This window comes from Pseudomonas fjordensis, assembly GCF_976987115.1.
On sequence record NZ_OZ336860.1, the window covers coordinates 1,575,047 to 1,599,739 of the forward strand.

The following is a 24,693-nucleotide window of genomic DNA, read 5'->3' on the forward strand; positions in this document are numbered from 1 at the left end:
TACACCGGCCCTTCCCTGAGCGTACAGCAGACAGAGAAAAGCCGGACGTTAGTCTGCGAAAGTCCGCTTAAGTTCTTTACTTGTAGCTGCAAGCGTCGAACTTGTCGCGGCGTAGCCCTATAATGCGCGCCGGTTTTTGGGGTAATGATGATGAGTACAGAAGATCCGCGGTTTGCAGGCGTCGCCCGCTTGTACGGCCTTGAGGGCCTGGAGCGCTTGAAAGCCGCCCATGTGGCGATTGTCGGCGTCGGCGGCGTAGGTTCCTGGGCGGCGGAAGCGATTGCCCGTTGTGGGGTGGGCGAGATTTCGCTGTTTGACCTGGACGATGTCTGCGTCAGCAACAGCAACCGCCAGTTGCATGCCCTGGACAGCACCGTGGGCAAGCCCAAGGTCGAAGTGATGGCCGAGCGCCTGCGCGGTATCAATCCTGAGTGCACCGTGCACGCGGTTGCAGATTTCGTCACCCGCGACACCATGGCCGAGTACATCACCCCGACTATCGACTGCGTGATCGACTGCATCGACGCGGTCAACGCCAAGGCGGCGCTGATTGCCTGGTGCAAGCGCCGCAAGATCCAGATCATCACCACTGGCGGTGCCGGCGGGCAGATTGACCCCACGCTGATCCAGGTGTGCGACCTGAACCGCACCTTCAATGACCCGCTGGCCTCGAAAGTGCGCTCTACCTTGCGCCGCGATTATGGCTTCTCGCGTACCGTGACCCGCCACTACAGCGTGCCGTGTGTGTTTTCCACCGAGCAGCTGCGCTATCCCAAGCCTGATGGCAGTATCTGTTTGCAGAAGAGTTTTGTCGGTGATGGTGTGAAGCTGGACTGCGCGGGAGGGTTTGGCGCGGTGATGATGGTCACGGCCACGTTCGGCATGGTGGCGGCGACCAAGGCGGTGGACAAGATTGTGGCGGGAGTGCGTCGTCCCTCAGAACGCATCAAGCCGACCTAGATCTCACCACTCGACAGAGATCCAAACTGTGGGAGCTGGCTTGCCTGCGATGGCGGCCCGCCAGCCAACGCATCTCTATCTGACACCCCCGCGATCCAAATGTGGGAGCTGGCTTGCCTGCGATGACGGCCTCCCAGCCGACATCTATCCACCTGACACCCCACAATCCAACTGTGGGAGCGGGCTTGCTCGCGAAGGCGGCTTGGCAGTCAACACAGTTGGATTGTGTACATATCCATTGCTGCGGTAACGGCCACTTAGGGTTCCGCCCTGACGGCGGCTCACTTTTGAAAAGCGCAAAAGTAAGCAAAACGCTCTTGCCCCACCACTCGGCACCTCGCTTAGGCTCGGTGTGCCCGTAATCCGCCAGTGATTTGGGGGGCCGCCGCCACGCGCCATCCATGGCGCGGGGCGGCTAAACCGGCATCCCTGCCGGTTTACCCCCCAAATCCCTGTCGAATTCCGGCCAGCGTGGTTTAACGGGGCGCTTAAGATCAAAAGCAGATCAAGATCAAGAGCGACTCGCTTCGCATCGTGGTTACCGTCGGTTACCTATGGCCATCGCAGGTAAGCCAGCTTCCACATTATTTCTATGTACGCGTCAGGTCTCGCATGCGTTGCAGTACGGCATTCAAACCATTACTGCGCGACGGCGATAGCTGGCGCGACAAGCCCAGTTGATTAAACCAGTCAGGCAGGTCAACCGCGTGCAATTCATCTGCCGACAACCCATTGACCCGCGCCAGCAGCAACGCCACCAACCCACGAATCATCCGCGCCTCGCTGCTCGCAGCAAACTGCCAATGGCCGTCCTGCAAACGCCCCACCAGCCACACCAGGCTTTCGCAACCGTGCACCAGGTTGGCGTCGACCTTTTCCTCATCAGCCAGGGCGGGCAAGCGTTCACCCCATTGCATCAGCATCCGCGCGCGCTGTTCCCAACTGCCTACGGCCTGGAAAGCTTCCAGTGCGGCGTGTGCCTCCAGCGGCAAGCTCATCGCAGCATGTCCAGCGCCTGGTCCAGCGCTTCAAAAAAGCGCTCCAGGTCGTCGGAATCGTTGTAGAGCGCCAGGGACACCCGGATTGCGCCTGACAGATTCATCGCCTTCAACAGCGGCATTGCGCAGTGATGACCGGCACGTACGGCAATGCCTTGCTCGGTCAGCAGGTGGGCGAGGTCGGCGTTGTGCACGCCCTCTACCACAAAACTCACCAGCGCCACCTGCGGCGAGCCCAGCACGCGCACGCGATTGCGAGCCTTAAGCCCACGCAGCAGGTAGTCATGCAGGGCGGCTTCGTGGGCGATTACCGCCGAAGCATCCAGCGAGCTCAGGTAATCCAGGCTCGCGCCCAGGCCGATCACGCTGGCAATCGGTGGAGTGCCGGCTTCGAAACCCAGTGGTGCAGGACGGAAGCTGGCGCTGTGGTAGTCGGCCTGTTGCACCATCTCGCCGCCGAACTGCCAGTGGCGCAGGTGATGCAGCGCTTCATTACGGCCATACAGCACGCCCACGCCGTCCGGGCCGTAGAGTTTGTGGCTGGAAAATACGTAGAAGTCGCAGCCCAGGGCCTGCACGTCGTGGCGGCCATGGACGATGCCTTGGGCGCCGTCCACCACCGTGAGGGCGCCGTGTGCCTGGGCCAGCTTCAGCAAGGCTTGCAGCGGCTGCCAGGCACCGAGCACGTTGGACAACTGGCTCACCGCCAGCAGGCGCGTGCGTGGGCCAATCAAGCTGGCGGCGGCGTCCAGGTCGATCACGCCGTCAGCGTCCAGAGGCAAGACCACCAGCGTGAGTGCGCGGCGTTTGGCCAATTGCTGCCAGGGCAGCAAGTTGGCGTGGTGTTCCAGGGCGCTGATGGCAATCTCATCGCCCGCATTGAATAAGTGCTCCAGGCCATAGGCCAGGAGGTTCAGCGCAGAGGTTGCGCCGTGGGTAAACACGACCTGCCCGCTGTCACCTGCGTTCAACCACTGCGCGACCTTGCTGCGGCTGTCTTCAAAGGCCTGGGTCGCATGGGCCCCGGGCAAATGCTGGGCACGGTGCACATTGGCTGCGCCATTGGCGTAGTAATGACTGATGGCATCCAGCAGGGCTTGGGGTTTTTGCGTGGTGGCGGCGCTGTCCAGATAGGTCTGGTCTTGCCGTTGCAGGGTGGCGATGGCCGGGAAGTCGGCGCGCCAGGGGGAGGGCACAAGCATGGTGATCAAGACTCGTATAAGCGAGCCGCCCCGAAGGTGCGGCCCGCTAGTGGCATCGAGTGGCTGCTTAGTTGTGAGCGTGCAGCGCTTCGTTCAATTCGATGGCCGATTTGTGGGTTTTGCACTCCACGGCACCGGTCTCGGAGTTACGACGGAACAGCAGGTCTGGCTGGCCAGCCAACTCGCGCGCCTTGACCACCTTGACCAGTTGGTTCTGCTCATCCAGCAGGGCAACCTTGGTGCCGGCGGTGATGTACAGGCCCGACTCCACGGTGTTGCGGTCGCCCAATGGGATACCGGTACCGGCGTTGGCGCCGATCAGGCAGCCTTCGCCCACCTTGATCACGATATTGCCGCCGCCCGACAGGGTGCCCATGGTGGAGCAACCGCCGCCCAGGTCCGAGCCCTTGCCGACGAATACGCCCGCCGAGACGCGGCCTTCGATCATGCCCGGGCCTTCGGTGCCGGCGTTGAAGTTGACGAAACCTTCGTGCATCACGGTGGTGCCTTCGCCCACGTACGCGCCCAGGCGGATACGTGCCGCGTCAGCGATACGCACGCCAGCCGGTACGACGTAGTCGGTCATTTTCGGGAATTTGTCCACCGAGAACACTTCCAGCAGGTCGCCACGCAGGCGCGCTTCCAGTTGGCGCTCGGCCAGCTCGTTGATGTCGATGGCGCCCTGGCTGGTCCAGGCCACGTTCGGCAACTGCGGGAACACACCGGCCAGGCTCAGGCCGTGGGGCTTGACCAGGCGATGGGACAACAGGTGCAGCTTGAGGTAAGCCTCAGGCGTGGAGGTCAGTGCGGCGTCTTCGGCCAGCAGGGTCGCGACCAGCGGCGTGTGGCTTTCAGCCAGGCGGCTGAGCAGAGCGGCCTGGGCGGTATCGACGCCTTTGAGCGCGTCGGCCAGTTGCAGGGCCTGGCTCACGGTGAAGGTGATCGCCTGGTTGCCTTCGGTGTAACCGAGGATCGGTGCGATGGCGGCAACGATTTCAGCCGACGGGTTGAGCAAGGGTTGTGCGTAAAACACTTCCAGCCAAGCACCTTGGCGGTTCTGAGTGCCGACGCCGAAGCCCAGGCTGAACAGGGAATTGGACATGCTGTTACCTCTACAAAAATGGAAGGCTGGCCTACTTGAGGGCCGCCGAATAACTATCTGGCTTGAAGCCAATCAGGGTTCTGTCACCGAGATCGAGCACCGGGCGCTTGATCATCGAGGGTTGTGCGAGCATCAATTCAATGGCTTTCGACTGATCGAGATCGGCTTTGCGTTCGTCTTCGAGTTTGCGAAAGGTGGTGCCCGCACGGTTCAAAACCACCTGCCAACCGTGCTCATTGCACCATTGGGTCAAGTGTTCGCGGTCGATACCGGCCGTTTTGTAGTCATGGAACTCATAACTCACCCCGTGCTCATCGAGCCAGGTGCGCGCCTTTTTCATGGTGTCGCAGGCTTTAATGCCGAAAAGGTGCAAGGTTTTGCTTGAAGCACTCAAGGAATTGCCCCCCTTTGGACCTATGAAAATGAAAGATCGAGGATTATGCCACGACCAGCGGGTTTCGGCGCCGCTCGTCAACAGCGTGCGACTTTTGTGCAAAAGCCGGTGCGCAGCCTAGGCGAGTAACATAGCCAGGTAATATGGCACTTCAACGGCCAGTTGTTGCCTGATGTGTCGTTGCAAGTCGATTGTCCGGGAAACCCGCGTTATGCAAACCGCCTACACCGTTCTTATCCTGCTGATGCTGGTCAGCTTTTCGCGCCTGGTCGGGCGCATCATCCCACTGCCGTTGCCCCTGGTGCAGATCGCCGCCGGCGCCTTGCTGGCGTGGCCCACATTGGGGCTGCATGTGGCGCTGGACCCGGAGCTGTTCCTGTTTCTGTTCCTGCCGCCGCTGCTGTTTTCCGATGGTTGGCGCATGCCCAAGCGCGAGTTGTGGCGCCTGCGTGGCCCGATCCTGACGTTGGCGGTGGGGCTGGTGCTGTTTACCGTGGTGGGCGCCGGCTATTTCATTCATTGGTTATTGCCAACCATTCCGTTACCGGTGGCCTTCGCCCTGGCGGCGGTTTTGTCACCGACGGACGCCGTGGCGGTGTCGGCCATTTCCCAGAACCGCTTGCCCAAGCCGCTGATGCACATGCTCCAAGGCGAAGCCTTGATGAATGACGCGTCGGGCCTGGTGACGTTCAAATTTGCCCTGGCCGCAGCGTTGACCGGGGTCTTTTCCCTGGCAGATGCCAGCCTGACGTTTGTACTGGTGGCGGTGGGCGGGCTGGCGATCGGCGTGGCGTTGAGCTGGCTGGTCGGCCGCCTGCGCGCCTGGATGATCGCGCGCGGCTGGGATGACCCGGCGACCCATGTGGTGTTCATGTTGTTGCTGCCTTTTGCTGCGTACGTACTGGCTGAGCGCCTGGGCGCGTCCGGCATCCTCTCGGCGGTGGCAGCGGGCATGATGCAAAGCTGGCTCGACCTGCTGCCGCGCCAGACCAGCACGCGCTTGCTCAACCGCAGCGTATGGTCGTTACTGGAGTTTGCCTTCAACGGCTTGATCTTCCTGCTGCTCGGCCTGCAACTGCCAGACATCATCAAGGCCGTGGTCAGCCATGAAACCACGTTGTGGCCCACCTTGATGTATCGCTGCCTGGATGTGGTGGCGATCTTCCTGGTGCTGGTGGTATTGCGCTTTATCTGGGTGCAAAGCATTTGGCGGCTGTCGGGGTTGCTGCGCCGGCTGCGTGGCAAAAGCGCGCTGACCCTGGTGCCGACGGCTCGTTCCTGCTGGTTGTTGACCGTCGGCGGTGTACGCGGTGCGGTGACGTTGGCGGGCGTCATGTCGGTGCCCTTGCTGCTGGCGCCGGGCCAGGATTTTCCCGAGCGTGACCTGCTGATCTTTATCGCTGCCGGGGTGATCCTGCTGTCGCTGGTCGCGGCCTGCATCGCGTTGCCGTTACTGCTGCGTGGCGTCGAAAAAGGCCCGGATGAAAAACGCCACAACGAAGTGCGCGAGGCCTGGAAAAAGACCGCAGTGGCGGCGATCCATGCGTTGGAGGCCCAGGAGCCCGCCGAAGCCGAAACCCCGGATGCCGCTCAAGCGGCACTGGCCACCGAGCTCAAGGCGCGGCTGATGGCGGAGTATCGTCACCAGTTGGACGTGTTCAATGACTCGGCCGAAGCCCAGGCGCTGGCGCTGCAGATGGACCAGTTGGAGCGCAAGTTGCGGCTCAAGGCCCTGCGTGCGCAGCGGTTGGAGTTGTATAGCTTGAGCCGTCATCACCAGATTGGTGATGACGTGTTGAGGGAGGTGTTGGCGGAGTTGGATATGAGCGAGGCGAATTTGGGTCACATGAAGTGACCCATCAGCCCTTAACGGCGACGCTGGATAAAGTCGCGAATCCGCTTAGCCGCTTCCACACACTCGGCCAGCGGTGCAACCAACGCCAGGCGCACACGCCCCGCGCCAGGGTTGAAGCCGTCCACTTCCCGCGACAGGTAAGAGCCCGGCACCACTGTCACATGTTCTTCCACGAACAAATCCCGGCAAAAAGCAGCGTCGTCGCCTTGCACATTCGGCCACAGGTAAAAGCCGCCATCCGGGCTTTGCACGTCCAGCACCGGCTTGAGAATCGCCAGCACGGCGTCGAACTTTTCACGGTACAGGTCACGGTTGGCCAGTACGTGGGCCTCGTCCTGCCAGGCGGCGATGCTGGCCAGCTGGGTTTGCACGGGCATCGCGCAGCCGTGGTAGGTGCGATACAGCAAAAAGGCCTTGAGGATCTCGGCGTCGCCGGCCACGAAGCCTGAGCGCAGGCCTGGCAGGTTGGAGCGCTTGGACAGGCTGTGGAACACCACGCAACGCTTGAAGTCCTGGCGGCCCAGCTCGACGCAGGCGCTGAGCAGGCCCGGCGGCGGGGTTTGCTCGTCGAAGTACAGCTCGCTGTAGCACTCGTCGGCGGCGATGACGAAGTCGTATTCATCGGCCAGGGCGATGAGTTTTTTCAGGGTGTCCACCGGGATCAGTGCGCCAGTCGGGTTGCCGGGTGAGCACAGGAACAGGATCTGGCAGCGTTTCCAGATATCCGGGGAGACGGCGTCGAAGTCCGGGTTGAAGCCATTGCTGTCCAGGCACGGCAGGTAATGCGGCTTGGCCCCGGCCAGGAACGCAGCGCCTTCATAGATCTGGTAGAACGGGTTGGGGCTCACCACCAGCGCGTCGTCGCCACGGTTGACCACGGTCTGGGTGAAGGCAAACAGCGCCTCGCGCGTACCGTTGACCGGCAGGATGTTGCGCGCCGGGTCCAGCCAGCCCTTGGGCACGTTGAAGCGGCGTTCGCACCAGGCGCCGATGGCTTCACGCAGTGCCGGGATACCCAAGGTGGTGGGGTACACCGCCATTTGATCGAGGTTATTGCTCAAGGCCTCGGCAACGAAGGCCGGCGACTTGTGCTTGGGCTCGCCGATGGACAGGGCGATCGGGCGCTTGTCCGGGTTCGGCGTCACGCTGCCGAGCAGGGCGCGCAGTTTCTCGAAGGGGTAGGGCTGCAACTGGTTAAGGGCGTTGTTCATTGCAAATCTCGTTCAATTCGTATGTGGGCATGCGGCCTGCCGGGCAAAGCAGAGCCAAGTGTGGGAGCGGGCTTGCTCGCGAAAGCGGCGTGTCAGTCGATGCAGCTGCAGCAGGTACACCGCTTTCGCGAGCAAGCCCGCTCCCACAGGTAATCGGTATTTTCAGATTGTTAGCCGCGTCAGCTCGACGCCGGGTTCCTGGCTCACGCTCAATTGCTCCACAATTGCCGCTTGCAAGCGCAGGCACAGCTCCGGGTCGGACAGTGGCTGGTTGTCGGCGTCGGTGATAAAGAACACGTCTTCCACGCGCTCGCCCAGGGTCGCAATCTTGGCGTTCTGCAACGACAGGTCGAACTCTAGGAAAATCCCGCCGATACGCGCCAGCAGGCCCGGGCGATCCGGTGCGCTGAGTTCCAGCACCGTTACCGGTCGCTGGGCGTCGTTGGAAATGGTCACCTGGGGCGCAAAGGCAAAGTGCTTGAGCTGGCGCGGCACCCGGCGCTGGATGATGGTGGGGTAGTCGTCGGGGTTGCGCAGGGCTTCGGTGAGGCCCTCGCGGATCTTTTTCACCCGCGCCGGATTGTCACCAATCGAGTCGCCGTCGGTGTCGAGCACGATGTAGGTGTCGAGGGTGAACTGGCTGCTGGAGGTGATGACCCGGGCGTCATGGATGTTCAGGTTGAGCTGGTCCATGGCCGCCACGGTCACGGCGAAGAAGTCGTGCTGGTCGGGCGCGTAGATGAAGATCTGCGTGCCGCCTTCGAATTCGCGCTGGGTGGTTTCCTTGATCAAGACCAGTGGGCCACCATCGGCGGGTTGCTGCAGGATTGCGTCACTGTGCCAGGCCACGTCGCCGGCGGTGTGGCGCAGGAAGTAATCGTCACCCAGTTGCGACCAGAGTTGCTCGACGTCGTCCGGGTCGTTACCGCCGCGCACCAGGATATCCAGGGCTGCGCTTTGGGTGCGGCGGATCTGTTCTTCGCGGTCCACCGGGTTCTCCAGGCCACGGCGCAGGGCGCGCTTGGTCTCGGTGTACAGTTGGCGCAACAGGCTGGCGCGCCAGGAGTTCCACAGCGTCGGGTTGGTAGCGTTGATGTCGGAAACGGTCAGCACGTACAGGTAATCCAGACGGGTCTCATCGCCGACGATGCCGGCAAAGTCGTGGATCACCTGTGGGTCGGACAAGTCTTTGCGCTGGGCCGTGGTCGACATCACCAGGTGGTTCTGCACCAGCCAGACAATCAGACGGCTGTCCCACAGCGGCAGCTGGTGGCGCTGGCAGAAGGCTTCGGCATCCACCGCGCCGATCTCCGAGTGGTCGCCATGCCGGCCCTTGCCGATGTCGTGATACAGGCCGGCCAGGTAAATCAGCTCGGGCTTGGGCAGCTTGGCCATCAGCTTACTGGCCAGCGGGAATTTCTCTGACACTTGGGTGTACTGCAACTTACGCAGGTGTTTGATCAGGTTCAGGGTGTGGGCATCGACGGTGTAGATGTGGAACAGGTCGTGCTGCATCTGCCCGACGATAAAGCCGAACTCCGGCAGGTAGCGCCCCAGAATGCCGTAGCGGTTCATGCGCCGCAGGTTGCGATGGATGCCGATGCGGCACTTGAACAGTTCGATAAACAGGCTGGTATTGCGAATGTCGTTGCGAAAATCGTCGTCGATCAGGTGACGGTTTTCCCGCAGCAAGCGGATGGTATCGGCACGCACGCCTTTGATCTCCGGCTGCTGGGCCATCAACACGAAGATTTCCAGCATGGCGAACGGCGTGCGGCGGAACACGTTGTCGTTGCGTGCTTCGATATAGCCGTCGTGCAACTGGAAACGCGCATTGATCGGCTGCGGTGGCGCTTCGTCTTCGGGGGCCAGGATCACTTCTTCGAAGTGCTGGATGATCAAGTCGCTGAGCTGGGCAATGCTCATGACTACCCGGTAATACTGCTGCATGAAGCTCTCGATGCTGGTCTTCGCATCTTCGCCTTCAAATCCCAGAAGGGTAGCGATAGAGCGCTGGTGATCGAAGAGCAGGCGGTCTTCGGAACGACCGGCCAGCATGTGCAGGGCGTAGCGCACCTTCCACAGGAATTCCTGGGACGAGGCCAGCAGGGAATTTTCGCTCTCCACCAGAAAGCCTTCGCCGGCCAGGGCGCGCAGGTTCAGCGTGCCGTATTGACGGCGCGCCACCCACAAGATTGTCTGGATATCCCGCAGCCCACCGGGTGAGCCTTTGACGTTGGGTTCCAGGTTGTATTCGGTGTCGTTGTACTTGTGGTGCCGGGCTTTTTGCTCGGCGCGCTTGGCCAGGAAAAAGTCTTTGCTTGGCCACATGTGTGCGGTACTGGTGACTTCGAGCATGCGCTGGCGCAGGCGCTCGGGGCCGCAGATGGTGCGGCTTTCCATCAGGTTGGTGACCACCGTCAGGTCGGCACGGGCTTCTTCGGCGCATTCGTCCACCGAGCGTACGCTCTGGCCGACTTCCAGGCCGATGTCCCACAGCAACGTCAGAAAGCGCTCGATGGAATCGCGAAAGATCTCGTGATCGGCCTGGTCCAGCAGGATCAGCAGGTCGATGTCGGAGTAGGGGTGCAGTTCGCCGCGACCGTAGCCGCCGACCGCCACCAGGGCGATATCGGCGTCGAAACTCCAATTGAACTGCTCCCAGGCCTTTTGCAGGATGTTATCGACGAACCAGGCGCGGTCTTCGATCAGGCGGCGAATATCCCGGCCGCTGCGAAAGCGCGCATCGAGCACCTCGCGGGCTTGGCGGATGGCCTTCTTGAAGGCGGCGATGGGGCTTGCCTTCAGTGCCAGCTCGGCCTGGAATTGGCCACGGTCGAAGAGTTCGGGATCCACCTGGGGCATCGTTCGGCTTTCCTTTCTATCTATCAGTCAGTCACAACACGTTGCGGGAAAACCTGGGCGACCTTCAGGCAGAAACGCGTGGGATGGTGTCGTCAGCGCGCAGGGTGAAGATCTCGTAGCCGGTGTCGGTGACCAGCAGGGTGTGCTCCCACTGGGCCGAGAGCTTGCGGTCCTTGGTGATGGCGGTCCAGCCGTCGCCCAGCACCTTGGTGTCGGCCTTACCTTGGTTGATCATCGGTTCGATGGTGAACGTCATGCCGGCCTTGAGTTCCATGCCGGTGCCGGCGCGGCCGTAATGCAGAATCTGCGGCTCTTCGTGGAACACCTTGCCGATACCGTGGCCGCAGAACTCGCGCACCACCGAGAAGCCGTTCTTTTCCGCGTGCTTCTGGATCACTTCACCGATGTCACCCAGGCGGCAGCCGGGCTTGACGATCTCGATGGCCTTGTACATGCATTCCTGGGTGACCTGGGACAGACGCTCGGCCCATACCGGCACATTACCGACGTGGAACATGCGGCTGGTGTCGCCGTGGTAACCATCCTTGATCACCGTGACGTCGATGTTCAGGGTGTCGCCGTCTTTCAGTGGCTTGTCACCGGGAATGCCATGGCAGACCACGTGGTTGATCGAGGTGCAGATCGACTTGGGGAAGCCTTTGTAATTCAGCGGGGCAGGGATGGCTTTTTGCACGTCGACTATATAGTCGTGGCAAATGCGGTCCAGCGCTTCGGTGGTGACGCCGGGCTTGACGTGTTCGGCGATCATTTCCAGCACGTCGGCAGCCAGTTTGCCGGCAACGCGCATGCCTGCGATGTCTTCGGCGGTTTTCAAGGTAACGGTCATACAGGCTCTCTCTAGCGCGACGCGCTGAAATCAATACGGTTCACGGGGAGCGCGACAAAGGGGTACAGCATTCGCGCAAGTCCCAAAAAACGCGATTCTAACAGACGATGCTGGCAAATCATGCGCGTCTGGTGATCGCTTCTCTCTATGAGGTAGAGGCATGTTGGCTGTATTCAAGGGCTTACGCAAAGACGACGACCGGCAAGTGTGATTGCGGGTTTCGTTTTTGCCGATGCTGTGGTATAAAATGCGCCGCTTTCCGGGGATACCCCGCAAAGCTTAAATCCACACACGTGTCGACACGATGACCTGGGTGCCGGAGGCCTTGATGCCGCTGGTTGGTCATTGGGATACGTGGAGGCCAAACCCGACTTATTAAGGAACTATCATGTCCCAAGTCAACATGCGCGATATGCTGAAGGCCGGTGTGCACTTCGGTCACCAGACCCGTTACTGGAACCCGAAAATGGGTAAGTACATTTTCGGCGCGCGTAACAAGATTCACATTATCAACCTTGAAAAAACCCTGCCAATGTTCAACGAAGCGCTGACTTTCGTAGAGCGTCTGGCCCAGGGCAAAAACAAGATCCTGTTCGTCGGCACCAAGCGTTCCGCTGGCAAGATCGTTGCTGAAGAAGCAGCACGTTGCGGTTCGCCGTACGTCGACCACCGCTGGTTGGGCGGCATGCTGACCAACTTCAAAACCATCCGTGCTTCCATCAAGCGTCTGCGTGACCTTGAAGTACAAGCCGAAGACGGTACTTTCGCCAAGCTGACCAAGAAAGAAGCGCTGATGCGCTCCCGTGACCTGGAAAAGCTCGATCGTTCCCTGGGTGGTATCAAGGACATGGGCGGTCTGCCTGACGCACTGTTCGTTATCGACGTTGATCACGAGCGCATCGCGATCACCGAAGCCAACAAGCTGGGCATCCCGGTTATCGGCGTAGTCGATACCAACAGCAGCCCGGAAGGCGTTGACTACATCATCCCAGGCAACGATGACGCAATCCGCGCTATCCAGCTGTACATGGGTTCGATGGCTGACGCTGTAATCCGTGGTCGCAACCACGTTGCTGGTGGTACCGAGCAGTTCGTTGAAGAAGCTCCGGTAGCTGCCGCTGAGTAATTGACGCCCTGGCGTTGACTCAGTAAGCAAAAAGGGGGCTTGGCCCCCTTTTTGCCACCTCGAAAACCATTTGTCGGCAGCGCAGCTACATCATTTGTAACGTGCAGCGGCCTACAACGGAGATTCGGGAAGAATTGATCGCCCGTTTGATCGGGTGGAATGGTTGAAAACCTATCCAAGAGGATTTTGAAATGGCAGAGATTACTGCAGCGTTGGTTAAAGAACTGCGTGAGCGTACCGGCGAAGGCATGATGGATTGCAAAAAGGCCTTGACCAAGGCCGGCGGCGACATCGAAAAAGCCATTGATGACATGCGTGCTTCCGGCGCCATCAAGGCTGCCAAGAAAGCAGGCAACGTAGCTGCTGAAGGCGCTATCGCTCTGAAAGAAGACGGCAAATCCGCCGTTCTGCTGGAAGTGAACTCCCAGACCGACTTCCTGGCTCTGCAGGACGACTTCAAGGCATTCGTTGCTGCCAGCGTTGAAAAAGCGTTCGCCGAGAAAATGACTGACGCCGCTCCGCTGATCGAAGCTCAAGAAGCTGATCGCCTGGTACTGGTCGGCAAGGTTGGCGAAAACGTCAACATCCGTCGCCTGGTTCGCGTTGAAGGTGATGTGGTTGGTGGCTACCTGCACGGCAACAAGATCGGTGTTGCAGTTGTTCTCAAAGGCGGCGACGTTGAGCTGGCTAAAGACATCGCAATGCACGTTGCTGCAAGCAACCCTGAGTTCCTGCTGCCTTCGGAAGTGTCTGCCGACGCAATCGAACGTGAAAAAGCTGTGTTCCTGAGCCTCAATGCCGACAAGATCGCCGGCAAGCCAGAGAACATCGTTGAAAACATGATCAAGGGCCGCATCAGCAAGTTCCTGGCTGAAGCAAGCCTGGTTGAGCAGGCGTTCGTCAAGAACCCTGAAATCAAGGTTGGCGAACTGGCCAAGAAAGCCGGTGCTGAAATCGTTTCCTTCACTTACTTCAAAGTAGGCGAAGGCATCGAGAAGCCGGTCGACAACTTCGCTGAAGAAGTTGCTGCCCAGCTGGCTGCCGCCAAGCAATAAGACAGTTCCAAACTGTCGCCGAAAGAGGCTGCCCGCTCACGCGCGCAGCCTCTTTTCAAATGGGAAGGCCAATTTTATTTGGTTTCCTCTCGGAACTGGCTTACAAAGCCGTGTTCCGATGGCGCTGTGACAGCGTCCAGCTAGAGTGAACGCAAGCCGTAAACGGCTCGCCAAGAATTTTTTAAAAAATACGCCGCAGGAGAGATTCGCAATGGCTCAGCAGGGCAGTGGTTATCAGGCTCGCTATAAACGCATTCTACTCAAGCTCAGCGGCGAGGCCCTGATGGGCTCGGAAGAGTTCGGGATCGACCCCAAGGTGCTTGACCGCATGGCGCTGGAAGTCGGCCAATTGGTCGGTATCGGCGTGCAGGTCGGCCTGGTGATTGGTGGTGGCAACCTGTTCCGCGGTGCGGCGCTGAGTGCTGCCGGTATGGACCGGGTTACCGGCGACCACATGGGCATGCTGGCCACTGTGATGAACGCCCTGGCCATGCGCGACGCCCTGGAGCGTGCCAACATCTCGGCCATCGTGATGTCGGCTATTTCCATGGTTGGCGTGACCGATCACTATGATCGCCGCAAAGCCATGCGCCACCTGAACGCCAAGGAAGTGGTGATCTTTGCCGCCGGCACCGGTAACCCGTTCTTCACCACCGACTCGGCCGCATGCCTGCGTGCCATCGAAATCGATGCCGACGTGGTGCTGAAGGCGACCAAGGTGGATGGCGTATACACTGCAGACCCATTCAAAGACCCGCATGCCGAGAAGTTCGATCATCTGACCTACGATGAAGTACTGGATCGCAAGCTGGGTGTCATGGACCTGACCGCTATCTGCCTGTGCCGCGACCACAAGATGCCGCTGCGCGTATTTAACATGAACAAGCCCGGCGCCCTGCTGAATATCGTACACGGCGGCGCAGAAGGGACTCTGATCGAGGAAGGCCAACAATGATCAACGAAATCAAGAAAGACGCCCAGGCGCGTATGCAAAAATCCCTGGAATCCTTGAGCCACGCCTTTGGCCAGATCCGTACTGGCAAGGCCCACCCAAGCATCCTGGGCAGCGTGATGGTGCCTTACTACGGTTCTGACACCCCGCTGAGCGGTGTGGCCAACGTGACCGTGAAGGACTCGCGTACCCTGCAAGTTGTTGCCTTCGAGCGCAACATGCTCGCTGCCGTCGACAAAGCTATCCAGAGCGCTGGCCTGAACCTCAACCCGACCAACCTGGGCGAGTTGCTGCTGATCTCCATGCCTGCGCTGACCGAAGAAACCCGCAAGGGCTTCACCAAGCAGGCGCGCAGTGCCGCTGAAGATGCGCGCGTTGCCGTGCGTAACATCCGCCGCGATGCGTTGGGCGACCTGAAGAAGCTGGTCAAGGACAAGGAAATCAGCGAAGACGAAGAGCGCCGTGCCGTCGCTGATATCGACAAGCTGACCAAGGACGCCGAAGCCCAGATCACCAAGGCGACCGAAGAAAAAGAAAAGGACCTGATGGCCGTATAAGGGGTCAGGACGCCTTCATGGAAAAGACCAAGCAGACTGTGCCCTCCGTGGTGCCGCGCCATGTCGCGATCATCATGGATGGGAATAATCGCTGGGCGAAAAAACGCTTTATGCCGGGTGTTGCCGGGCATAAAGCGGGTGTTGACGCGGTAAGGGCGGTGATTGAGGTGTGCGCCGAGGCCAAGGTCGAAGTGCTGACCTTGTTCGCGTTCTCCAGTGAGAACTGGCAGCGGCCCGCCGATGAGGTCAGTGCCTTGATGGACCTGTTCTTCAAGGCTCTGCGTCGTGAGGCCAAGCGCCTCAACGACAACAACATCAGTCTGCGCATCATTGGTGATCGCTCGCGGTTCCATCCGGAACTGCAAACGGCCATGCGCGAAGCTGAGGCCATCACTGCCGGCAGTAACCGTTTTGTGTTGCAGATCGCAGCCAACTACGGCGGCCAGTGGGATATCGCCCAGGCTGCGCAGCGGCTGGCCCGCGAAGTGCAGGCCGGCCATTTGCGCCCGGACGACATCACGCCCGAACTGTTGCAAACCTGCCTGGTGACCGGCGACCTGCCGTTGCCGGACTTGTGCATTCGTACCGGTGGCGAGCATCGCATCAGCAACTTCCTGCTGTGGCAGCTGGCCTACACCGAGCTGTATTTCTCCGACCTGTTCTGGCCGGACTTCAAACACGATGCCATGCGTAATGCGCTGGCCGATTTCGCTTCCCGTCAGCGTCGCTTCGGTAAAACGAGCGAGCAGATCGAAGCTGGAGCCCGGGTTTAAATGCTTAAACAACGAATCATCACGGCGCTGATCCTGCTGCCGATTGCCTTGTGCGGTTTTTTCCTGCTCGACGGTTCCGGCTTTGCGCTGTTCATCGGCCTGGTCGTGACTCTTGGTGCCTGGGAATGGGCGCGCCTGGCGGGCTTCGTCAACCAGTTGCCGCGCGTGGCCTATGCCGCCGTGGTCGCGCTGTTGTTGTTCTTCATGTACATCCTGCCGGATATCGCGCCTTGGGTACTGGGTGCGGCAGTGTTGTGGTGGGCGTTGGCGACATTCCTGGTGCTCACCTATCCGCGCACCAGTGGCCAATGGTCCAGCGTGGCCTGCAAGCTGGTGATTGGCCTGGCGATCCTGTTGCCGGCCTGGCAAGGGCTGGTGGAGATCAAGCGTTACCCGCTGGGCAACGAATTGATCCTGGCGGTGATGGTATTGGTGTGGGGTGCTGATATTGGCGCCTACTTCTCGGGTCGAGCCTTTGGCAAGCGCAAGCTGGCCCCGGCCGTCAGCCCAGGCAAGAGCTGGGAAGGCGTGTACGGCGGCCTGGCCTTGACGCTGCTGATCACGCTGGTGGTCGGTGTGGTGCGCGACTGGTCGGTAAAGGAAGTGCTCCTGGCCTTGCTGGGTACGGCTATCGTCGTGTTCATCTCGGTGGTGGGCGACCTGACCGAGAGCATGTTCAAGCGCCAGGCTGGCATCAAGGACAGCAGTAACCTGCTGCCAGGTCATGGCGGTGTGCTTGACCGTATCGACAGCCTTACCGCTGCGCTACCGATCTTTGCCGTGCTGTTGTGGATGATCGCTTCGTGAGCCGCCTGCAGCAGGTTACGGTGCTGGGCGCGACCGGCTCGGTCGGGCTCAGTACCTTGGATGTCATTGCGCGTCACCCCGATCGCTATCAGGTTTTCGCCCTGACCGGCTTCACGCGTTTGCGCGAGCTGCTGGCCTTGTGTGTGCGTCACTCGCCGCGCTTTGCTGTGGTGCCAGAGGCGGCTGCGGCTCGCAGTCTGCAGGATGATCTGCGGGCTGCCGGGTTGGCCACTCAGGTGTTGGTAGGCGAGGCGGGGTTATGCCAGGTCTCGGCCGATGCGGACGTGGATACCGTGGTGGCGGCGATTGTCGGTGCGGCGGGTTTGCGTCCGACCTTGGCGGCGGTCGATGCAGGCAAGAAAATCCTGCTGGCCAATAAAGAAGCCTTGGTCATGTCCGGTGCTCTCTTTATGCAAGCGGTGCGCAAGAGCGGCGCGGTGTTGCTGCCTCTGGACAGCGAGCACAACGCAATCTTCCAGTGCATGCCCGGTGATTTTGCCCGCGGCTTGAGCCAGGTCGGCGTGCGCCGAATTCTGCTGACGGCATCTGGCGGACCCTTCCGCCAGACTCCGTCGGCCGAGCTGGAACATGTATCTCCCGATCAGGCGTGCGCCCACCCGAACTGGTCCATGGGGCGCAAAATCTCGGTGGATTCGGCGAGCATGATGAACAAGGGCCTGGAGTTGATCGAGGCCTGCTGGTTGTTCGATGCGCGGCCGGACCAGGTTGAGGTGGTGATTCACCCACAAAGTGTGATCCATTCCCTGGTCGATTACGTGGATGGTTCGGTGTTGGCGCAGCTGGGTAACCCGGACATGCGCACACCGATCGCCAACGCCTTGGCGTGGCCGGAGCGCATTGATTCCGGGGTAGCACCGTTGGACTTGTTTGCAATTGCGCGTCTGGACTTCGAAGCCCCGGACGAGCAGCGTTTCCCGTGTTTGCGCCTGGCGCGGCAAGCGGCCGAGGCGGGCAACAGTGCCCCGGCGATGCTTAACGCGGCCAATGAAGTGGCCGTGGCGGCGTTTCTTGAACGGCGCATCCGCTTTCCGCAGATCGCGAGTATCATCGAGGACGTCCTGGCGCTTGAGCCAGTGGTGGCGGTGAATGATCTGGAGGCGGTGTTCGAGGCCGACACCAAGGCCCGAGCCCTGGCCGGGCAATGGTTGGATCGCAACGCGGGTTAGGCTGCGGGCAGGTTTGAGTCTTCAGGCATTGGATTGAAATGCGGAGAAATTAGATGAGTGCGCTCTACATGATTGTCGGCACCCTGGTTGCTCTGGGTGTGTTGGTGACCTTCCACGAATTCGGCCACTTCTGGGTGGCGCGTCGTTGCGGCGTCAAGGTATTGCGCTTTTCCGTCGGTTTCGGCATGCCGTTGTTGCGCTGGCATGACCGCCGCGGCACTGAGTTTGTCATTGCGGCTATCCCATTGGGCGGCTACGTCAAGATGCTCGATGAGCGCGAAGGCGAAGTGCCTGCAGACCAGTTGGACCAATCTTTCAATCGCAAGACCGTTCGTCAGCGTATTGCGATTGTTGCGGCGGGGCCGATTGCCAATTTTCTGTTGGCGATGGTGTTCTTCTGGGTTCTGGCCATGCTGGGTAGCCAGCAGGTGCGTCCGGTCATTGGTGCGGTTGAAGCGGACAGCATTGCAGCCAAGGCTGGCCTGACGGCTGGGCAGGAAATTGTATCCATTGATGGCGAACCCACCACGGGCTGGGGCGCGGTCAACTTGCAGTTGGTACGTCGCCTGGGCGAGAGCGGCACCGTCAATGTGGTGGTGCGCGACCAGGATTCCAGCGCAGAAACCCCGCGGGCATTGGCTCTGGACCATTGGCTCAAGGGCGCTGATGAGCCCGATCCGATCAAATCTCTGGGGATCCGCCCTTGGCGTCCGGCCTTGCCGCCGGTGCTGGCCGAGCTCGATCCGAAAGGCCCGGCCCAGGCTGCTGGCCTGAAAACCGGCGATCGCTTGCTGGCCCTCGATGGCCAGGCGCTGGGTGACTGGCAGCAGGTGGTCGACCTGGTGCGTGTGCGCCCTGATACCAAAATTGTGCTGAAAGTTGAGCGCGACGGTGCTCAAATCGACGTCCCTGTGACCTTGTCGGTGCGAAGCGAAGCCAAGGCAGCCGGGGGTTACCTGGGAGCCGGGGTCAAGGGTGTCGAATGGCCGCCATCGATGGTGCGAGAGGTCAGCTACGGGCCTTTGGCCGCGATTGGCGAGGGTGCGAAACGCACCTGGACCATGAGCGTGCTGACCCTCGAATCCCTCAAGAAAATGTTGTTCGGTGAGCTCTCGGTAAAAAACTTGAGTGGACCGATAACCATTGCTAAAGTGGCGGGCGCTTCTGCCCAGTCGGGTGTCGCGGATTTCCTGAATTTCCTGGCTTATCTGAGTATTAGCCTTGGGGTTCTGAATTTGCTGCCCATTCCAGTATTGGATGGGGGGCATCTGCTGTTTTATCTGGTCGAGTGGGTGCGTGGTCGCCCCTTGTCGGATCGGGTGCAGGGTTGGGGGATACAGATCGGTATCAGTTTGGTGGTCGGGGTGATGTTGTTAGCCTTGGTCAACGATCTGGGACGTCTGTAACGCTTCGCTGAATTGCGAATCTGCCGCATTTTGCGGCAGTTTGTTTATTGCCAGTTGGAATAAGAAAGGACTTCATGAAACGTCTGCTGCTAACTGCGGTTCTCACCGTATTGATGATCGCCGAAGTTCACGCCGAGTCCTTCACCATCTCCGATATTCGCGTCAACGGCCTCCAGCGGGTTTCCGCAGGTAGCGTCTTTGGTGCCTTGCCGTTGAACGTCGGGGAACAGGCGGATGATTGTCGCCTGGTGGAATCCACTCGTGCGCTGTTCAAAACCGGGTTCTTTCAAGATATCCAACTGGGTCGCGAAGGCAACGTCCTGGTCATCACGGTCGTCGAGCGACCTTCCGTCGCGAGTATCGCGATCGAAGGTAACAAGGCCATCTCCACTGAAGACCTGATGAAGGGCCTGAAGCAATCGGGCCTGGCCGAGGGCGAGATCTTCCAGCGCGCGACCCTTGAGGGTGTGCGTAACGAGCTGCAACGCCAGTACGTTGCCCAGGGCCGTTATTCCGCGACGGTGGAAACCGAAGTGATCCCCCAGCCTCGTAACCGTGTGGGCCTGAAGGTCAACATCAACGAAGGCACCGTGGCCGCCATCCAGCACATCAACGTCGTGGGCAACACCAAGTTCCCTGATGAAGACCTGGTTGACCTGTTCGAACTCAAGACCACCAACTGGTTGTCGTTCTTCAAGAACGATGACAAGTACGCCCGTGAAAAACTCTCCGGTGACCTGGAACGTCTGCGCTCCTACTACCTGGACCGTGGCTACATCAACATGGACATCGCTTCGACCCAGGTGTCCATCACCCCGGACAAGAAGCACGTCTACATCACCGTCAACGTCAACGAAGGCGAGAAGTACAAGGTTCGTGACGTCAAGCTCAGCGGCGACCTGAAAGTGCCTGAAGACCAGGTCAAGTCCCTGCTGCTGGTGCAGAAGGACCAAGTGTTCTCGCGCAAGCTGATGACCACCACCTCTGAACTGATCACCCGTCGCCTGGGTAACGAAGGCTATACCTTCGCCAACGTCAACGGCGTGCCGACCCCGAATGATGAAGACCACACCGTGGACATCACCTTCGTCGTCGATCCAGGCAAGCGTGCCTACGTCAACCGCATCAATTTCCGTGGCAACACCAAGTCTGCGGACGAAGTGCTGCGTCGTGAAATGCGTCAGATGGAAGGTGGCTGGGCTTCGACCTACCTGATCGACCAGTCCAAGACCCGTCTTGAACGCCTGGGCTTCTTCAAGGAAGTCAACGTCGAAACTCCGGCCGTACCGGGTGTGGATGACCAGGTTGACGTGAACTACGCCGTGGAAGAACAAGCCTCGGGTTCGATCACCGCCAGCGTCGGTTTCGCTCAGAGCGCCGGTTTGATCCTGGGTGGTTCCATCACGCAGAACAACTTCCTGGGTACCGGTAACCGTGTGTCCATCGGCCTGACCCGCAGCGAATACCAGAGCCGATACAACTTCGGCTACACCGACCCCTACTGGACTGCAGACGGTGTGAGCCTGGGCTACAACGCCTTCTACCGCACCACCGACTACAAAGACCTCGATGTTGACGTTGCAAGCTATGCGATCGACAGCCTGGGTGCCGGTGTCAACGTGGGTTACCCGATCAGCGAGACGTCGCGCCTGACCTTCGGCCTCACCGCGCAGCAGGATGAGATCAAGACCGGTGTGTACACCGTGGACGAAATCTTTGACTTCACCCGTCGTGAAGGCGACAAGTTCCTGAACTTCAAGGCGTCTGCCGGCTGGTCCGAGTCGACCCTGAACAAAGGCGTACTGGCAACCCGTGGCCACTCCCAGAGCCTGACTGCGGAAGTCACCACGCCGGGCAGCGACCTGTCGTTCTTCAAACTCGACTACCGCGGCCAGTTGTTCCAGCCGTTGAGCGATAACTACACCCTGCGCCTGCACACAGAGCTGGGCTATGGCGACGGTTATGGTTCGACCGATGGCTTGCCGTTCTATGAAAACTACTATGCTGGTGGCTTCAACTCGGTACGTGGCTTCAAGGACAGTACCCTGGGCCCGCGTGGTACCCCAAGCCGTGGTTTTGGCGTGACGGGTAACCGAGGCACCACTGCTGATTCGGACAATGACCCGTTGCCATTCGGTGGTAACGTGCTGATTCAGGGTGGTGCAGAGGTCCTGTTCCCGCTGCCATTCGTGAAAGACCAGCGGTCGCTGCGTACTTCGGTCTTCTGGGACGTGGGTAACGTTTTCGACTCCAAGTGCGATCAGATCACCAACCCAAGTGGCGTGAAGTCCAACACCCAATGCAACGACGTGAGCCTCAGCAACCTGGCAAGCTCCGTGGGCGTGGGTGTGACCTGGGTGACTGCGCTGGGCCCGTTGAGCTTTGCTCTGGCCATGCCGATCAAGAAACCGGATAACGCTGAAACCCAGATTTTCCAATTCTCCCTCGGCCAGACGTTCTAAGCGTCTGACCTAAGATAACGACAACGGATTCTGTAGGAGTACATCGTGCGTAAGTTGACTCAATTGGTCTTGCTGGCCACTGTGCTGGTCACCACCCCGGCCTTCGCCGAAATGAAAATCGCCGTTCTGAACTATCAGATGGCCCTGCTGGAATCCGATGCGGCCAAGCGATACGCCGTGGATGCCGAGAAGAAGTTCGGTCCGCAACTGACCAAGCTCAAGACCCTGGAAAGCAGCGCCAAGGGCATCCAGGACCGCCTGGTAGCCGGTGGCGACAAGATGCAGCAAGGCGAGCGCGAGCGTCTGGAGCTTGAATTCAAGCAAAAGGCCCGTGACTATCAGTTCCAATCCAAGGAGCTGAACGAAGCCAAGGCTGTGGCCGACCGCGAAATGCTCAAGCAGCTCAAGCCTAAATTGGACAGCGCTGTGGAAGAAGTCATCAAGAAAGGTGCCTTTGACCTGGTGTTCGAGCGTGGCGCCGTGATCGACGTCAAGCCTCAATACGACATCACCCGCCAGGTGATCGAGCGCATGAACCAGCTGAAGTAAACCATGACAGCGACTATCAAACTCGGCGAGTTGGCCGAGTTCCTGGGAGCCACCTTGCGTGGCTCCAAGGAGAAAGAAATCACTGGGCTAGCCACCTTGCAGGAGGCTGGCCCAGCTCAGTTGAGCTTCCTCGCAAATCCTCAATACCGTAAATACCTGGTCGACTGCCAGGCCGCAGCCGTGTTGCTGAAGGCCGCTGACGCCGAAGGGTTTATGGGAGATGCGCTGGTGGTGGACGACCCGTACCTGTCGTACGCCAAGGCGTCGCACCTGTTCGATCCCAAGCCGAAAGCGGCCGGCGGTATTCACCCGTCTGCCGTGATCGCCGAGGATGCCCAGGTTGACCCGGCGGCCAGCATCGGCGCGTTTGCCGTGATCGAGAGTGGGGCGCGTATTGGTGCAGGCGTCACCGTGGGTGCCCACTGTTTCATCGGCGCGCGCTGCGTAATTGGTGCTGATGGTTGGCTGGCTCCTCGCGTAACCCTGTACCACGATGTGCGTATCGGTCAGCGAGTGGTCATCCAGTCGGGCGCCGTGATCGGCGGTGAAGGCTTCGGCTTTGCCAACTCCAAAGGTGTCTGGCACAAGATCGCCCAGGTCGGTGGCGTATTGATCGGCGATGATGTGGAGATCGGCGTAAACACCGCTGTGGATCGCGGGGCCCTGGCCGATACCGTGATCGGTAACGGTGTAAAGCTCGATAACCAGATCCAGATCGCCCACAACGTGCAGATTGGCGATCACACCGCCATGGCCGCCTGCGTGGGTATTTCCGGCAGCACCAAGATCGGCAAGCATTGCATGCTCGCCGGTGGCGTAGGGCTGGTGGGCCATATCGATATTTGCGACAACGTCTTCATCACCGGCATGACCATGGTGACCCACTCGATCACAGAGCCAGGGGCCTATTCGTCCGGTACCGCGATGCAACCTGCGGCCGAATGGCGCAAGAGTGCCGCGCGTTTGAGGAAGATCGACGACATGGCACGACGTATTAAACAGCTTGAAAAGCGCGTCGGGGACGTGACCCCTGGCGGCAATGCTTCATCAGAAGGCTGATACCATTTCCATATCAAGTGTGCGCAGCCGCTAGACGGCCTCCTTGATTTGCTAGCGGGGCGTGCGCCTGGTGCGCCCGCCCCCAATCTTTATTACAGGCTTCCCCCCGAAATGATGGACATCAACGAGATTCGCGAATACCTGCCTCACCGTTACCCGTTCCTGCTGGTGGATCGCGTAGTGGACCTCAACGTCGAGGAAAAGCGCATTCGTGCCTACAAGAATGTCAGCATCAACGAACCATTCTTCAACGGTCACTTTCCTGCGCATCCAATCATGCCAGGTGTGTTGATCATCGAAGCCATGGCCCAGGCTGCCGGTATCCTTGGTTTCAAAATGCTCGACCTCAAGCCTGCCGACGGCACGCTTTACTATTTCGTGGGTTCGGACAAGCTGCGTTTTCGCAACCCGGTCACCCCGGGTGACCAGTTGATCCTGGAAGCCAAGTTCATCAGTTGCAAGCGCCAGATCTGGAAGTTCGAATGCCAGGCCTCGGTAGATGGCAAGCCGGTGTGCTCTGCCGAGATCATCTGTGCGGAACGCAAACTATGAGTTTGATTGACCCTCGCGCAATCATCGATCCGTCGGCCGTACTGGCCGCCGACGTTGAGGTCGGCCCTTGGTCGATCGTCGGCGCAGGTGTGGAAATCGGCGAGGGGACTGTCATCGGGCCACACGTGATCCTTAAAGGTCCGACCCGTATTGGCAAACACAATCGTATCTACCAGTTCTCCTCGGTAGGCGAAGACACCCCGGACATGAAGTACAAGGGTGAAGAAACACGCCTGGTCATCGGTGATCACAACATCATTCGTGAAGGCGTCACCATTCACCGTGGCACCGTGCAGGATCGAGCCGAAACCACCTTGGGTGATCACAACCTGGTGATGGCCTATGCGCATATCGGCCATGACAGCGTGATCGGCAACCATTGCATCCTGGTCAACAACACAGCCTTGGCAGGCCATGTGCACGTTGATGACTGGGCGATCCTCTCCGGTTTTACCCTGGTGCATCAGTACTGCCATATCGGCGCCCACAGCTTTTCCGGCATGGGCACCGCCATCGGCAAGGATGTCCCGGCGTTCGTGACGGTATTTGGCAACCCTGCCGAAGCCCGTAGCATGAATTTTGAAGGCATGCGTCGTCGCGGTTTCAGCGAAGAGGCCATCCACGCCCTGCGCCGTGCCTACAAGACGGTGTACCGCCAAGGGTTGACCGTGGAACAGGCCCTGGCCGAGTTGGCCGAACCTGCCACGCAGTTCCCGGAAGTCGCGGTGTTCCGTGACTCTATCCAGACCTCGACTCGCGGCATCACCCGCTGAT

General features: G+C 59.9%; 22 protein-coding genes. 15 read left to right on the forward strand and 7 right to left on the reverse strand.

The genetic code is table 11. The annotated features are described in order from the left end of the window. Window positions 1-150: 150 nt before the first annotated feature. Window positions 151-960 (forward strand): tRNA cyclic N6-threonylcarbamoyladenosine(37) synthase TcdA, encoded by an 810-nt coding sequence (tcdA, locus tag ACWHXD_RS07200; RefSeq protein WP_370874601.1) that lies wholly within the window; start codon window positions 151-153, stop codon window positions 958-960. Between the two features lie 590 nt (window positions 961-1,550). On the opposite strand, the gene ACWHXD_RS07205 is transcribed toward tcdA, so the two are convergent. The 4 genes from ACWHXD_RS07205 to ACWHXD_RS07220 all read right to left on the reverse strand — a co-directional run bounded on the left by ACWHXD_RS07205 (window position 1,551) and on the right by ACWHXD_RS07220 (window position 4,602). Then, a complete protein-coding gene (locus ACWHXD_RS07205; protein ID WP_032893204.1) occupies window positions 1,551-1,958 on the reverse strand; it encodes a SufE family protein in 408 nt (135 codons plus the stop codon). Further along, a complete protein-coding gene (locus ACWHXD_RS07210; RefSeq protein WP_138761438.1) occupies window positions 1,955-3,160 on the reverse strand; it encodes an aminotransferase class V-fold PLP-dependent enzyme in 1,206 nt (401 codons plus the stop codon). The genes ACWHXD_RS07205 and ACWHXD_RS07210 overlap by 4 nt, the downstream gene beginning before the upstream one ends. Window positions 3,161-3,227: 67 nt before the next feature. Further along, complete coding sequence (dapD, locus tag ACWHXD_RS07215) at window positions 3,228-4,262, reverse strand: 2,3,4,5-tetrahydropyridine-2,6-dicarboxylate N-succinyltransferase (protein ID WP_032893202.1); 1,035 nt, start codon at window positions 4,260-4,262, stop codon at window positions 3,228-3,230. Window positions 4,263-4,293: 31 nt separating this feature from the next. Further along, entirely contained in the window at window positions 4,294-4,602 is a 309-nt protein-coding gene (locus ACWHXD_RS07220) for an arsenate reductase (RefSeq protein ID WP_229999207.1), read from the reverse strand. Window positions 4,603-4,867: 265 nt separating this feature from the next. Here ACWHXD_RS07220 and ACWHXD_RS07225 point away from each other — a divergent pair, with 265 nt between their 5' ends. Beyond that, on the forward strand, window positions 4,868-6,511 hold the full coding sequence (locus ACWHXD_RS07225) for a Na+/H+ antiporter (protein ID WP_047712734.1): 1,644 nt from the start codon (window positions 4,868-4,870) through the stop codon (window positions 6,509-6,511). 11 nt (window positions 6,512-6,522) lie between these two features. Here the strand turns inward: ACWHXD_RS07225 and dapC are convergent, their stop codons facing one another. From dapC to map, 3 genes are all read right to left on the reverse strand, one after another. Then, a complete protein-coding gene (gene dapC / locus ACWHXD_RS07230) occupies window positions 6,523-7,722 on the reverse strand; it encodes a succinyldiaminopimelate transaminase (RefSeq protein ID WP_138761439.1) in 1,200 nt (399 codons plus the stop codon). Window positions 7,723-7,884: 162 nt separating this feature from the next. Further along, window positions 7,885-10,587 carry a [protein-PII] uridylyltransferase gene (locus ACWHXD_RS07235; protein WP_138761440.1) on the reverse strand — a complete coding sequence of 901 codons (2,703 nt, stop codon included), beginning with the start codon at window positions 10,585-10,587 and terminating at the stop codon, window positions 7,885-7,887. Between the two features lie 64 nt (window positions 10,588-10,651). Continuing rightward, the gene (map, locus tag ACWHXD_RS07240) at window positions 10,652-11,434 is read right to left on the reverse strand and encodes a type I methionyl aminopeptidase (protein ID WP_003189156.1); all 783 of its coding nucleotides are present in this window, start codon (window positions 11,432-11,434) and stop codon (window positions 10,652-10,654) included. A gap of 388 nt (window positions 11,435-11,822) precedes the next feature. On the opposite strand from map, the gene rpsB reads away from it, so the two are divergent. The 13 genes from rpsB to lpxA all read left to right on the forward strand — a co-directional run bounded on the left by rpsB (window position 11,823) and on the right by lpxA (window position 24,692). After that, window positions 11,823-12,560, forward strand: coding sequence for a 30S ribosomal protein S2 (gene rpsB / locus ACWHXD_RS07245; protein ID WP_003189158.1), 738 nt, complete (start codon window positions 11,823-11,825; stop codon window positions 12,558-12,560). 191 nt (window positions 12,561-12,751) lie between these two features. Beyond that, window positions 12,752-13,615: a translation elongation factor Ts gene (gene tsf / locus ACWHXD_RS07250; RefSeq protein ID WP_003189160.1), complete on the forward strand. Its 864-nt coding sequence runs from the start codon at window positions 12,752-12,754 to the stop codon at window positions 13,613-13,615. Window positions 13,616-13,826: 211 nt separating this feature from the next. Beyond that, on the forward strand, window positions 13,827-14,570 hold the full coding sequence (pyrH, locus tag ACWHXD_RS07255) for a UMP kinase (RefSeq protein ID WP_003172271.1): 744 nt from the start codon (window positions 13,827-13,829) through the stop codon (window positions 14,568-14,570). Beyond that, on the forward strand, window positions 14,567-15,124 hold the full coding sequence (gene frr / locus ACWHXD_RS07260) for a ribosome recycling factor (protein ID WP_003189163.1): 558 nt from the start codon (window positions 14,567-14,569) through the stop codon (window positions 15,122-15,124). Before pyrH ends, frr begins: the two co-directional genes overlap by 4 nt. A 17-nt stretch (window positions 15,125-15,141) precedes the next feature. Next, window positions 15,142-15,897, forward strand: a complete 756-nt coding sequence (uppS, locus tag ACWHXD_RS07265; RefSeq protein WP_003189167.1) for a polyprenyl diphosphate synthase — start codon at window positions 15,142-15,144, stop codon at window positions 15,895-15,897. Beyond that, window positions 15,898-16,704, forward strand: coding sequence for a phosphatidate cytidylyltransferase (locus ACWHXD_RS07270; RefSeq protein WP_032903249.1), 807 nt, complete (start codon window positions 15,898-15,900; stop codon window positions 16,702-16,704). Beyond that, window positions 16,701-17,891, forward strand: coding sequence for a 1-deoxy-D-xylulose-5-phosphate reductoisomerase (gene ispC / locus ACWHXD_RS07275; RefSeq protein ID WP_032893185.1), 1,191 nt, complete (start codon window positions 16,701-16,703; stop codon window positions 17,889-17,891). Before ACWHXD_RS07270 ends, ispC begins: the two co-directional genes overlap by 4 nt. A 53-nt stretch (window positions 17,892-17,944) precedes the next feature. Next, entirely contained in the window at window positions 17,945-19,297 is a 1,353-nt protein-coding gene (gene rseP, locus ACWHXD_RS07280) for a sigma E protease regulator RseP (protein ID WP_032893184.1), read from the forward strand. Window positions 19,298-19,371: 74 nt separating this feature from the next. Then, window positions 19,372-21,759 carry an outer membrane protein assembly factor BamA gene (gene bamA / locus ACWHXD_RS07285; protein ID WP_499083752.1) on the forward strand — a complete coding sequence of 796 codons (2,388 nt, stop codon included), beginning with the start codon at window positions 19,372-19,374 and terminating at the stop codon, window positions 21,757-21,759. 45 nt (window positions 21,760-21,804) lie between these two features. Beyond that, entirely contained in the window at window positions 21,805-22,308 is a 504-nt protein-coding gene (locus tag ACWHXD_RS07290; protein WP_003189173.1) for an OmpH/Skp family outer membrane protein, read from the forward strand. A gap of 3 nt (window positions 22,309-22,311) precedes the next feature. After that, entirely contained in the window at window positions 22,312-23,367 is a 1,056-nt protein-coding gene (gene lpxD / locus ACWHXD_RS07295; protein ID WP_138761442.1) for a UDP-3-O-(3-hydroxymyristoyl)glucosamine N-acyltransferase, read from the forward strand. Between the two features lie 111 nt (window positions 23,368-23,478). Further along, window positions 23,479-23,919 (forward strand): 3-hydroxyacyl-ACP dehydratase FabZ, encoded by a 441-nt coding sequence (fabZ, locus tag ACWHXD_RS07300; RefSeq protein WP_003172281.1) that lies wholly within the window; start codon window positions 23,479-23,481, stop codon window positions 23,917-23,919. Continuing rightward, window positions 23,916-24,692, forward strand: a complete 777-nt coding sequence (gene lpxA / locus ACWHXD_RS07305) for an acyl-ACP--UDP-N-acetylglucosamine O-acyltransferase (RefSeq protein WP_032893181.1) — start codon at window positions 23,916-23,918, stop codon at window positions 24,690-24,692. Before fabZ ends, lpxA begins: the two co-directional genes overlap by 4 nt. Window position 24,693 lies beyond the last annotated feature (1 nt).